General features: G+C 67.2%; 11 protein-coding genes and 1 pseudogene. 8 read left to right on the top strand and 4 right to left on the bottom strand.

Going from position 1 to position 12010, the window contains the following annotated elements:
• Positions 1 to 27: 27 nt before the first annotated feature.
• From ACIREI_RS27025 to vanA, 3 genes are all read right to left on the bottom strand, one after another.
• The gene (locus tag ACIREI_RS27025) at positions 28 to 873 is read right to left on the bottom strand and encodes a tetratricopeptide repeat protein (protein ID WP_403337740.1); all 846 of its coding nucleotides are present in this window, start codon (positions 871 to 873) and stop codon (positions 28 to 30) included.
• Positions 874 to 937: 64 nt separating this feature from the next.
• Positions 938 to 1546: a D-Ala-D-Ala dipeptidase VanX gene (gene vanX / locus ACIREI_RS27020; protein WP_403337737.1), complete on the bottom strand. Its 609-nt coding sequence runs from the start codon at positions 1544 to 1546 to the stop codon at positions 938 to 940.
• Positions 1543 to 2583 carry a D-alanine--(R)-lactate ligase gene (gene vanA / locus ACIREI_RS27015; RefSeq protein ID WP_403338022.1) on the bottom strand — a complete coding sequence of 347 codons (1041 nt, stop codon included), beginning with the start codon at positions 2581 to 2583 and terminating at the stop codon, positions 1543 to 1545. The genes vanX and vanA overlap by 4 nt, the downstream gene beginning before the upstream one ends.
• A 279-nt stretch (positions 2584 to 2862) precedes the next feature.
• On the opposite strand from vanA, the gene murF reads away from it, so the two are divergent.
• From murF to ACIREI_RS26990, 5 genes are all read left to right on the top strand, one after another.
• Complete coding sequence (murF, locus tag ACIREI_RS27010; RefSeq protein WP_403338019.1) at positions 2863 to 4212, top strand: UDP-N-acetylmuramoyl-tripeptide--D-alanyl-D-alanine ligase; 1350 nt, start codon at positions 2863 to 2865, stop codon at positions 4210 to 4212.
• Between the two features lie 121 nt (positions 4213 to 4333).
• The gene (locus tag ACIREI_RS27005; RefSeq protein WP_403337734.1) at positions 4334 to 4846 is read left to right on the top strand and encodes a helix-turn-helix domain-containing protein; all 513 of its coding nucleotides are present in this window, start codon (positions 4334 to 4336) and stop codon (positions 4844 to 4846) included.
• Positions 4847 to 4890: 44 nt separating this feature from the next.
• Positions 4891 to 5352: a ParH-like protein gene (locus ACIREI_RS27000; protein WP_403337731.1), complete on the top strand. Its 462-nt coding sequence runs from the start codon at positions 4891 to 4893 to the stop codon at positions 5350 to 5352.
• A gap of 38 nt (positions 5353 to 5390) precedes the next feature.
• A complete protein-coding gene (locus tag ACIREI_RS26995) occupies positions 5391 to 6599 on the top strand; it encodes an MAB_1171c family putative transporter (protein ID WP_403337728.1) in 1209 nt (402 codons plus the stop codon).
• Positions 6600 to 6801: 202 nt separating this feature from the next.
• Complete coding sequence (locus ACIREI_RS26990) at positions 6802 to 7830, top strand: streptomycin biosynthesis protein (RefSeq protein ID WP_403337725.1); 1029 nt, start codon at positions 6802 to 6804, stop codon at positions 7828 to 7830.
• A 19-nt stretch (positions 7831 to 7849) separates the two neighbouring features.
• On the opposite strand, the pseudogene vanY-N reads toward ACIREI_RS26990, so the two are convergent.
• A pseudogene (vanY-N, locus tag ACIREI_RS26985) lies at positions 7850 to 8419 on the bottom strand (D,D-peptidase/D,D-carboxypeptidase VanY-N); the annotation flags it as partial.
• 166 nt (positions 8420 to 8585) lie between these two features.
• Here vanY-N and cysD point away from each other — a divergent pair.
• The 3 genes from cysD to ACIREI_RS26970 all read left to right on the top strand — a co-directional run bounded on the left by cysD (position 8586) and on the right by ACIREI_RS26970 (position 12002).
• Positions 8586 to 9530 carry a sulfate adenylyltransferase subunit CysD gene (gene cysD, locus ACIREI_RS26980; RefSeq protein ID WP_403337723.1) on the top strand — a complete coding sequence of 315 codons (945 nt, stop codon included), beginning with the start codon at positions 8586 to 8588 and terminating at the stop codon, positions 9528 to 9530.
• A 2-nt stretch (positions 9531 to 9532) separates the two neighbouring features.
• Positions 9533 to 10795, top strand: coding sequence for a sulfate adenylyltransferase subunit 1 (locus ACIREI_RS26975; protein ID WP_403337720.1), 1263 nt, complete (start codon positions 9533 to 9535; stop codon positions 10793 to 10795).
• A 121-nt stretch (positions 10796 to 10916) separates the two neighbouring features.
• Positions 10917 to 12002: a methyltransferase domain-containing protein gene (locus tag ACIREI_RS26970; RefSeq protein WP_403337718.1), complete on the top strand. Its 1086-nt coding sequence runs from the start codon at positions 10917 to 10919 to the stop codon at positions 12000 to 12002.
• Positions 12003 to 12010: the final 8 nt, after the last annotated feature.

Genomic DNA, 12010 nt, shown 5'->3' with positions numbered 1-12010 from the left:
GCCTCGTCCGAGGGGCGAGGCGGGCGCTCACAACGTCCTGGGGCCCTCGACAGTCCTCTGGGCGCAGGCCGCGAGGTGAGCCCGGCGGACTGCTTGTGTCAGTGGATGGCTGTCACTGAGCGCCCGTACGGAGTCGGACAGGATCTGCTCGAGCAGCGGGATGGCGCGGTCCAGGTCCCCGGCCGACTGGTAGGCGTAGGCGAGGTTGTTGCGGGTGGCCAGGGTGGAGGGGTGGGTCTCACCAAGGAGCAGGACCCGGGCGTCCGCAGTCTGCTCGAACAGTGGGATGGCGCGGTCCAGGTCGCCGGCCGACTGGTAGGCGTAGGCGAGGTTGTTGCGGGCGGTCAGGGTGTCGGGGTGGTCCTCACCGAGCGCCTGTGCGGTGTCCGACAGGGTCTGCTCGAGCAGCGGGACGGCCCGGTCCAGATCGCCGGCCGACTCATAGGCACTGGCGAGGTTGTTGCGGGCGGTCAGGGTGTCGGGGTGGTCAGCTCCGAGCACCCGTGCGGTGTCCGACAGGGTCTGCTCGAGCAGTGGGACGGCCCGGTCCAGATCGCCGGCCGACTGATACGCGTAGGCGAGGTTGTTGCGGGCGGTCAGGGTGTCGGGGTGGTCAGCTCCGAGCACCCGTGCCGTGTCCGCCTGGGTCTGCTCGAACAGCGGGACGGCCCGGTCCAGATCGCCGGCCGACTGATACGCGCAGGCGAGGTTGTTGCGGGCGGTCAGGGTGTCGGGGTGGTCAGCTCCGAGCACCCGTGCGGAGTTCGACAGCGTCCGCTCGAACAGCGGGATCGCCCGGCTCAGATCCCCCGCCGGTCCGCGGTGATGGTTGCACCCGCACCGCAGGCACCAGTCGGGATGGCGCTGTGACATACCTTCTCTTTCTCGCGTGCGTCGCGCGCGCTTCGGCGGCTCCGACGTCCCGGGCCCGGTCCAGTCACGTGACCGGAAAGTCGAAATACGTGTCCGGGTACGGCTCGTCCTTCAGGGTGTAGTGCCACCACTCGCACGCGTAGGCGCTGAAACCACATGTCTCCATGATGGAGCGGAGGTACTGCCGGTTCTTCGCCTCGGACTGTGTGACTCCGTGTGCTCCGTGATGTGAGATCGGATCCATCAAGTCGTGGCCACCACCCATGGCGGCCAGCTCTCCGGTGGCCAGGTGGTAGAGCGTCAGGTCCACGGTGCTGCCCCGGCTGTGACCGGACTTTTCGGCGACATAGCCCATCTCGAACATGTCGGCTCTGTCGATGTTCGGATAGTGCCGCTGCTTCGTCCGGCCGTCCTCCGGCTGCTTCGACCAGCGCACGAAGCAGTCCACGGCGCGCTGGGGGCGGTACCCGTCCCAGATGAGCAGGCCGAAGCCATGGGACCGGGCCTTTTCTCGCGCCCTTTCCAGAGCCGAACACAAAGATGTGGTGCCGACGATTCGATTGGCCAGATAGCCGTCCACGGGTTTGCCGGTGAAGTTGTCCCAGGTGGCGTACTTGGCATCCCAACGTATTCCGGGTGCGCCTTCGTCCAGGAAGACGAAGTCGTCCTTCATCGGATTTTCCCCGTCAGTGCCAGCGTCACCATGCGGTCGATCACTTCGGTCAGCGGCAACCCCGCAGCCGCCATCATCCTCGGGTAACGGCTGTAGGAGGTCAGGCCCGGCAATGTGTTGACCTCGTTGAGGACCACACTTCCGTCCTCCTTCAGGAACAGGTCCACCCGTGCCAGACCGCTGCAGCCCAGGGCGCGATAGATGACCTTCGCCGTCTCCTGAACGAGCGAGCGCGCTTCTGCTGAAATGTCAGCGGGAACGATGAACGTCGAGTTCTCGGACCCGCTCTCCGGGTTTTTCTCCTGATGGATCTTGAAGAACCCGTGCGACAGGGCGACTCGGTCCACCTCGCCGGTGATCAGGTCCAGTTCGTTGCCCAGGAGGGAGCAGCCGACTTCGCTGCCGACGACCGCCTCTTCGACCAGCACCTTCGAGTCGTACTGTCGCGCGGTCTCCACCGCGGGCAGCAGTTCCTCCTCCCGGGACACCTTGGTCACGCCGAAGGACGACCCCGAACGGGCCGGCTTCGTGAAGACGGGATACGTCAGCTTCGCCGGATCGATATTCTCGTCCGCCGCCACCGTCCAGAAGTTCGGTGTGGCGATCCCTGCCCCCCTGACGATCTGATAGGTCAGGGACTTGTCCATGCACAGAGCGGAACTCTGCACATCACAGCCCGCGTAGGGGATGCCGGCGACCTCCAGCAGGCCCTGCATCGCGCCGTCCTCGCCGAGTTTTCCGTGCAGGATGGGCAATACGACGTCCAGCCCGACCGTGCTGTACCGCCCCTGCTCCAGAACGAGCAATCCGCCTACGCTTCTGTCCGGCGACAGCAGCGCCGTACGGCAGTTGCCGCTCTCCCAGTCCGGGCCGGGGCTGTCACACAGCTTCCAGGCGCCGCTCTTCGTGATCCCGATGTAGAAGGGCTCGTACTTGGTGAGATCGATGCTCTTGGCGACCTCTTGCACAGATTTGATGGAGACCGGGTGCTCTTCGGAACAGCCCCCGAACAGGATTCCGACGTTCAGCTTGTCCATGCCGGCTGCTGTTTTCTCGCGGGTCGCCGCGTGCCTTGATGCGCTGTAGGTCATGCCTTTCAGTCAAGGCGGCACGGCGTTGCCACAACGTATGCGGTTTTGGATACGCCGACGATATGTGACCGCTGGGTAACATATCGTCGGCGTATCCAAACCCGCATACGTGCCCGCAACATGACGCCGCCTTGACTGGGAGGTGTGACCTACAGCGAACCTGCCTCCTCCTACCTCTACCTCGCCGGCCTCGCTCCAGCCCGCGGGCTCCCGCGCCGGGTGGGCATGGTCCCGCTCAGCCTCAGCGAGATCGCCGCGGTCGTCGGCGGCACGGTCGTGGGCGACGGCGACGGCGCCGTGACGGTGACCGCGCCGGCCGTGCTCGACGGCCGGCAGGCCGAGCCGGGCGGCCTCTTCGTCGCCATGGCCGGGCAGCATGCCGACGGCCACGACTACGCCGCCCAGGCCGGCCGGGCCGGAGCGGTGGCCGTGCTCGGCTCCCAGCCCACGCCGCTGCCCACCGTCATCGTCGAGGACGTCCAGACCGCGCTGCAAAGGCTCGCCGCCCACATCGTGGCCCGCCTGCGCAACGGACTGACCGTCGCCGGGGTGACCGGCTCGCAGGGCAAGACCAGCACCAAGGACCTGCTGACGGCCGTGCTGTCGAGCACCGCGCCGACCGTTGCCACAGCGGGCTCGCTCAACAACGAACTCGGTGTGCCGCTCACCATGGTGCGCACCGAGATGGGCACCCAGTTCCTCGTCCTTGAGATGGGAGCCCGTCATGTCGGCGACATCGCCGCCCTCACCGGCCTCGTCGCGCCCGATATCGCTGTCGTCCTCAACGTCGGAGTGGCCCACCTCGGCGAGTTCGGCTCGCGCGCCGCCATCGCCGAGGCCAAGAGCGAACTGGTGCGGGGGCTGGCGCCCGGCGGCACCGCCGTCCTCAACGCCGACGATCCCCGGGTGGTCGCGATGCGCGCCCTCACCGACGGCCCGGTGCTCACCTTCGGGCGGGCCGAGCACGCCGACGTACGCGTGCTCGACCTGACCCTTGACCGGCTCGGCCGGCCGTCCTTCACCCTGCACACCACCGACGCCTCGGCGCGCGTCGCGCTGCCACTCGTGGGCGCGCACCAGGCACTCAACGCGTCGGCCGCCGCGGCGGCGGGGCTCGCGGCCGGCGTACCGCTGGAGGTGGCCGTGGCGGCCCTGGGCACGGTCTCGCTGTCGAGGTGGCGGATGGAGTTGCGCGACCTTGCCTGCGGGGCGACGCTGCTCAACGACTCCTACAACGCCAACCCCGACTCGACCCGCGCCGCCCTGGACGCGCTGGAGGCGATCGAGGGCGGGCGCCGTATCGCCGTCCTCGGCGAGATGCTCGAACTCGGCGACGACAGCGAGGCGGAGCACCGCGCCATCGGGGCGTACGCCGCCGCCCGGGCCGACATGGTGGTCGCGGTCGGCGAAGCCGCCCGGCCGATCGCCGACGGCGCGGGCGAACGGTCAGTGGTGCTGGCCGGCAACGACGCGGCCGTCGACTGGCTGCGCGGTCACCTCGACACCGGCGACGTGCTACTCGTCAAGGCCTCCCGCGGGGCGTGCCTCAACGAGGTCGCCGCCGCGCTCGCGTAGTTCGGCGGGGCTACGCCGACTCTCCCGGCCCGCCCGGGCTCGTTCGACTCACGATGGACCACAAAGGCGGCTCCCCCTACCCTAGTTGAGGATCGGCGGTGCGGGCAGAATGGAGACGGCCATGGACAGCGAGCGTGGTCAGGCGGGGCGCACGCTCGCCGACAAACTGGAGCACCTGTTCCGGACGGTCGTCCCACCCGGACGTGAGCCTTACGGCACGGAGGAAGTGGCCCAGGCCATCACGGCAAGCGGGGTGTCCATCTCCGGCAGCTATGTCTGGCTGCTGCGCAAAGGCCAGCGCGACAACCCCACCATCCGGCATCTGCAGGCGATCGCGGATTTCTTCGGAGTGCCTGCCGCGTACTTCTTCGACGACCAGGTGGCAGCGGACGTCGACGCGGACCTGGGGCTGCTCGTCGCACTCAAGGACGCAGGCGTGCAGAGCGTCGCGCTCAGAGCGGCCGGCTTGTCGTCCAAGAGTCTGCGCTCGATCAGCGAGGTGATCGAGCGGGTCCGTGAACTGGAAGGCCTGCAGCAGGACGCGCCGGATCACCGCTCGGCGGAACAAGGCCACCGGGGCGGGGCGTTGCCTGGTGGCACAGTGCCTGACGAGAGAAACGGAGAGGGTGCGTGAAACCGGGCGGCTTACGGCGGCGGTGCAAGGCTCTCATCCGCAACTTGGAGATACCGAGCCCGTTCGACGTGCACACGCTGATTCAAAGCGTCGCACAACGGCAGGGCCGTCCCATTCAGTTGATGGCCCTCGCGATGCCGGCAGGCAGTCCCTGTGGCCTGTGGGTGTCCACGGCCGGCACCGACTACATCTTCTATGAGAAACAGGCCAGTCCGCTCCACCAGGAGCACATCATTGTCCACGAGCTCGGCCATCTCCTGTGCGGCCATGTCCGCCCCAATGATGTGAACAACGATATAACGCGCCTGCTCATGCCGACCTTGAGCCCCCATATGATCGAGCGAGTGCTGCAGCGCTCCTATTACAACACCCCGGAAGAAAAGGAGGCCGAAATGATCGCCTCACTGATTCTTCAGGGTGTCGACCGGTCGCCATCGGGACCGAACCGGGCCGTGCCGGAGGTCGACGACGCCGTGCGAAGGGTGCAACGCTTGTTGGTGGACTGAAGGCGACCTGTCGCTCATTTATCTGCCTCGGAGTCGCTGTGACCGGAGCCAAGAGTGTCATATATCCCTTACTTGCCTTACTGTGCTGGGCCGCGTTCTTCTACAAGTGCCACTCCCTGAGATCGGGTCGGTGTGACCCAGGGCTGCTCGCGTTACTGGCCGCTCTCTTCCTGAAGGGGTCGGCCTTCGCGCTCGCGACCCCCGCGGTCTCCCAGGCCGTCGACGAGCATCTGGGCATATCCGACGTGGCGGCGCTGGGCATACACGTCCTCGGTGGCGTGGCCTTCAGCGCCGCACTGCTCGTTGTCCTCCTGTTCTGGGCACACCCACCCGAGCAGGCATGGCCGAAGGCTCAATGGCGACTCGGTATCGCCGCGATCCTGATGCTGGCCATGCTGTCGCTGTGGATCATGGCCTCGGCCGAGTCACAGGAACGCTCGGCGCACTTTCTTCTGCAGAACATCCACCGGCCCGTGGTAGCTGCCTACTCGCTCATCTACGTGGGCGCCCTGCTGGTGGCACTCGTCGAGATCGCCCGCCTGTGCTGGAAATATGCCGAGGTCGCGGGAGAGCCGTGGCTGCGCCGCGGCCTGCGCCTGACCGCTGTGGGCGCAGTGATCTATTCGGTCAATTTCGTCAGCCGAGCGTCGGCCGTGGTCAGTGTGCAATTCGGCCTCCACCCGCTGGAGTGGGAGCTGGTGACGGTGCTGGGTGCAGGGATCGGCATACCACTCATCGTCGGTGGTTTCACCATGCCGTCCTGGGGGCCCCGCCTGCCGCCCCTGAACACCTGGTGGAACAACTACCGCACCTACCGCAGCCTTTTCCCCCTGTGGCTGGCGATGCATCAAGAACTGCCCGAGATCGTATTGCATTCCCCGGCTTCGGTCATGGCCAATCTGAACTACCGGCTGTACCGCCGGACCATCGAGATCCGTGACGGACAGATCGCGCTGCGCCCCTACATGAGTCCTGAAACAGCGGTGCGGACAGCGGAACTGGGCGAAGCGGCCGGCCTCACCGGCAACGACCTCCGGGCGGTGGTCGAGGCGGCCCAGCTGAAGGCAGCGCTCAGGGCCAAGATGAACGGAGTCCCCGTGCCGGCTTCGGGCGCCGGTGCCGACCATCCCGTCCCCTTCGCACTGTACGGGGGTGACGATCTGGTCAGCGAGGCAGTTTGGCTGTCACAGATCGCCCGGGCCTTCGCGCGTTCACCGATCGTCGCCGCATCGATGGACCGGCCATAGGGGCCATCAACTCACGTAAGAGTAGAGGGAGTTGACAGTTGTATATCTGTTGACTTCCGTCGCGCGGGGTTGTTACTGTCACCAGCGTTCCTGGGGCGCTGAAGGCGCGTTGACACCCACATCACTGGACGCCTCGCTCCGCTTCAGCCCGGCAGCCCGTCCGGCCGCGCCCTCGCGCTTCGGCCCGGACCAAGTAGTGGCAATGGCGCATTCCGTACCGCACCGCAACGTCGCCGAAGATGAAACCCCGAAAGGGAGAGTTCAGGTGGATCCGACAAGCGTTGACATGGTCGCTCTCCCTGTCGTCGAAATCGAGCTGTCCCGGCTGTCTTCCGTATCCTCGCCCAGAACCTCCGGAGAGGATCCGGAGCACGTCGAGACATTGCTGTCGGCAGAGGTAGCGCTTCCGCCCATTCTCGTCCACCGGCCGACGATGCGGGTGGTCGACGGCCTGCACCGGTTGAAGGTGGCGCGACTCAGAGGCGATACAAAGATCATGGCAAGGCTTGTCGACGGCACCGAAGCGGACGCCTTCGTCCTGGCCGTCGAGGCGAACATACGGCACGGTCTGCCGCTCTCGCTCGCTGATCGCAAGCGTGCTGCTGTGCACATCATTGGGACGCATCCGCAGTGGTCCGACCGGCGGGTGGCCTCGGCGACCGGCATCTCCGCCGGCACCGTGGCCGACCTGCGCAGACGCGGCGGCGACACGGGAACCGAGGCAAGGATCGGCAGGGATGGACGCATCCGTCCGGCCGACGGTTCGGGGCGCAGGAGACACGCTGCCGAGCTCATCCGCAGCGACCCCGGCCTCTCGCTCCGGCAGGTCGCCCATCAGGTCGGCATCTCCCCGGAGACGGTCCGGGACGTGCGAGGCCGACTGGAGCGCGGTGAGAGCCCGGTCCCGGACGGAAGCCTGAAATTACGAACCGAGTCGCCTCCACTGCAGCGCACGGAGACGGGCTTCGGCCGCGGCGTGGATCGAGACCGCCTCGTGACGCTGGAGCGCCTCAAGGCCGATCCGGCGTTGCGGCTGAGCGAGACCGGCCGCACTCTGTTGCGCATGCTCGCCATGCACTCCATCGACGGGCAGGAGTGGGAGAGAATTCTGCACCGCGTCCCGCCGCACTTGTACAACGTGATCGCCGAGTTCGCCAGAGAAAACGCGCGGGTCTGGACCGGGTTCGCGGAATGCCTGGCGAACTGGGCGACCAGTCTGGCCGCGGAATAAGCGCGTCTTACGGCGCTGTTCAGCACCTCGATGCCGAGTACGGATTCGGGAGAGCAGCGCTGACCTCCTCCGTGGACTGCGAGCCGGCCTCCGGGTGGTACTCGAAGTGCCACCACTCGTTGTCGTAGACGCGATAGAGGCCGTAGCGGGCACCGTGTTCCTCAAGCCAGCACGCGCCTTCGTAAGGGCGCACATCCAGCGCGGTGCCCTTGACGTGCCTGGATTCCTCCGGTGGCAGCACGAGCATCCGGGCCGCGGCCGGTGAGCCGGCGCGGCGCACCTCCTCGTCGAACAGCCGTTGCTGGACGAGGGGGTCGCGGTATCCCGAGGTGAGGCCGATGAGCTGCCCGTGGCGCCAGAGCGCCTCGGCGCGTGCGGCGCTGAACGCCGCCCTGGCGCCGTCGGTGAGCCCGGTGAGGTCCTCGGCCGGAAACCGGATCCCCAATGCCCAATGGCAGGCCCATTCGCGGGCGCGGCCGGGATGGCGGACGAACGCGACGGGCAGCAGGAGTACGGCGAGTACCACGGCAAGTACGGCGAACAGCCGGTCACGGGGCCCGAGCGGGATGATGTGTGATTCATTCATGCCTCCAGTTGAGCGGGCGCGATGTTGTCAGCCCGTATCCAGTTTTCGATATGCCGACGAAATGTACGGCTCCGCTGGACAAGAAGCTCCAGGAGGCGGCCGTGGATATGCTCTGTTCGCGCTTCGAGGGCCGGCGTATACGCCCGGAACCGTACGGCTGGGAGTCTTCATGTCCGATACCGAACGACGAATCCGCACCGCCGCGCTGGACCACGGTGAGTTCAACCTGGAGCACCTCGATGTCCTGGAGTCGGAAGCGGTACACATATTCCGGGAAGTGGCGGGGGAGTTCGAACGGCCGGTGCTGCTGTTCTCCGGCGGCAAGGACTCCATCGTCATGCTGCACCTGGCACTCAAGGCCATGGCCCCGGCCCCGCTGCCGTTCGCGCTCCTGCACGTCGACACCGGGCACAACTTCCCGGAGGTGCTGAGATATCGCGACCGAGTGGTGGCGGAGCACAACCTCCGCCTGGACGTGGCCTCGGTGCAGCAGTTCATCGACAGCGGCCGACTGCGCGAGCGCCCGGACGGCAGCCGCAACCCGCTGCAGACGATGCCGCTTCTGCACGCCATCGAGACCGCGCGGTACGACGCCGTCTTCGGCGGTGGACGACGGGACGAGGAGAAGGCCCGCGCGAAGGAACGGGTGTTCAGCCTGCGGGACGAGTTCGGCGGCTGGGACCCGCGCCGGCAGCGTCCCGAGCTGTGGCACCTGTACAACGGCCGCCACGCCCCCGGCGAACATGTCCGCGTCTTCCCGCTGTCCAACTTCACCGAGCTGGACATCTGGCAGTACATCGCCCGCGAGAGGATCGAACTCCCGTCGATCTACTACGCGCACAAGCGTGAGGTGTTCCGCCGCGACGGAATGTGGCTGGCCGCCGGCGACTGGGGCGGCCCGAGACGAGGCGAATCCGCCGAGACCCGCCTCGTCCGCTACCGCACTGTCGGCGACATGTCCTGCACCGGCGCCGTCGACTCCCGTGCCGACACCGTCGAAAAGATCGTGACCGAGATCGCCGCCTCCCGGCTGACCGAGCGCGGAGCCACCCGCGCCGACGATCGCCTTTCGGAGACCGCGATGGAAGACCGCAAGCGCGAAGGCTACTTCTGACCATGAACGGCATCTCACTTCTGCGCCTGGCCACCGCCGGAAGCGTGGACGACGGCAAGTCCACGCTGGTCGGCCGGCTGCTGCACGATTCCAAGTCGGTCCTCGCCGACCAACTCAGCTCCATCGAGCGCGCGTCGAGGAGCCGCGGCAAGGAGGGCCTGGACCTGGCGCTGCTCACGGACGGCCTGCGTGCCGAGCGCGAACAGGGCATCACCATTGATGTCGCCTACCGCTACTTCGCCACCGCTGCCCGGCGCTTCATCCTCGCCGACACCCCCGGCCACGTGCAGTACACCCGCAACATGGTCACCGGCGCCTCCACGGCCGAACTCGCGGTCATCCTGATCGACGCCCGTACAGGCGTGGTGGAGCAGACCCGCCGGCACGCCGCCATCGCCGGCCTCCTGCGTGTCCCGCACGTGGTCCTCGCCGTCAACAAGATGGACCTGGTCGCGTACGACGAGGACGTCTTCGCCGCGGTCGCCGCGGACTTCGCCGACTACGCCGCCCGCCTGGGGGTGCCCGCGGTGACGGCCATCCCCGTCTCCGCACTCCACGGCGACAACGTCGTCGAGCCCAGCGCCCGGATGAGCTGGTTCGCCGGCCCCACCGTGCTGGAGCACCTGGAGTCCGTGCACATCGACCACGACCCGCGCCCTCGAGTGGCCCGTTTCCCCGTGCAGTACGTCATCCGGCCGCAGACCGCGGAGCACCCGGACTACCGCGGCTACGCCGGAAAGATCGCGTCCGGCCTCTTCCACGTCGGACAGCAGGTCACCGTTCTGCCCTCGGGACGTACCACCACGATCGCCGCGATCGACGTCCTTGGCGAGGCGGCCGAGACCGCCTGGGCTCCGCAGTCGATCACGATGCGCCTCGCGGACGATCTGGACGTCTCCCGCGGCGACGTGATCGCCCCGTCCGACCGGCCGCCCACGCTGACCGACGAGATCACCGCAACGGTGTGCCACCTCGCGGACACCCCGCTCACCGCGGGCGACCGGGTACTGCTGCGACACGGCACGCGTACGGTCACCGCCAAGGTCAAGGCCATCGGCTCCCGGCTCACCCTGGCCGACCTGTCCCAGCAGCCGGACCCCGGGCGACTCGTGGTCAATGACATCGGTGCGGTGGTGCTGCGCACCGCGGAGCCGGTACCGGTCGACGACTACGCCGCTTCCCGCCGCACCGGATCGTTCATCCTCATAGACCCGGCCGACGGCGCCACGCTCACCGCCGGCATGGCGGCCCACACCCTCGGGTGAAGGAAAAAAGACCGCGGGCCGACCGCGTCCAAGTGGCGGAATTCTTCAGTTGGACTCACTCGCGGACATCGACCTGGTGCGTCGTCCGACGCACGGACAAACAGCAAGGAGCGGATGCACTATGCCAGAGAACGGGCTGTTCACCTCCACCGTGACACTGTCCGCCCAGCCCGACCGGATGTGCGTAAAAGCGGGTGCGGCCAACCGGGAAGAAGGCTTTCCACTCTCCCTGGATATGCTGCTCATCCTGGACATCATGCTCCACGAGCATGATGTAGCAGCGGCGGAAGCCCAGTTCACCGCGGTGCGGAGGGCACCGCTGGCGGCCGACGCGCAAGCCGCCGTAGAGGAGCTCAGCTACAGCGGGAACACCTGCTCGATACAGGCCCGGCGTGGATCTGTGATCGTGCGCGACGACCGGAAGATGGCCCCGGCGGCGGACCTGACCGCACAGAGCCGTTCGACCCGGCAGGTGCTGCGGGCGCTGGGAATGCGGCGAAACCTGAGCCACGATCTCAAAACCCCGGATTTTCGCGGGCTCTTCGCCGAACTGCGGGAACGTGGCCTCCTGGTACCGTCAGTCGGTGAGATCGACTGGGGCCAGCTGCGCAGGCTGACACCGATCTGCCCGGATTTCGGAATATCCCGGGGCACCCCCATCGACCGTCACTACCTGAACCAGTTCATCGCCGACATCCGTGATCTCGTGCAAGGAGACGTTGTCGAGATCGGCGGGAATGACGGAAACAAGGACGTCTACGGTTTCACCCGCACGTCCGGATACCGCGGTCTGGACATCAAAGAGGGCCCGGGAGTCTCTCTGGTCGGTGACGCGGCGGACCCAGGAATCATCCCGGCGGACTCCCTGGACGCCATCATCGCCTTCAACGTTCTGGAGCACACCCCGCGCCCTTGGCAGGTGGTCGACAACATGCGGCAATGGCTGCGCAAGGGCGGACAGGCGTACTGCATGGTTCCCAGCGCCCAACGACTGCACGGCGCGCCCGAGGACTACTGGCGGCCACTCCCGGCGGCGTTGCGGGCGATGTTCGGCGCCTGGTCCAAACAGACCGTGTATCAGTACGGCAACCCGATGACTGTCGTCGCGTCGCTCATGGGTATCGCGGCCGAGGAACTCGACGCCCTGGAATTGAGCACATACCACCCGGACTATCCCGTGGCCAGTTGCGTCGTCGCGAAGAAGTGAGGCCCGAC

Source organism: Streptomyces sp. NPDC093591, assembly GCF_044764885.1.
Lineage (GTDB): Bacteria > Actinomycetota > Actinomycetes > Streptomycetales > Streptomycetaceae > Streptomyces.
Note: the sequence above shows the minus strand (reverse complement) of the source record. Positions and strands in the feature narration are given on the sequence as shown.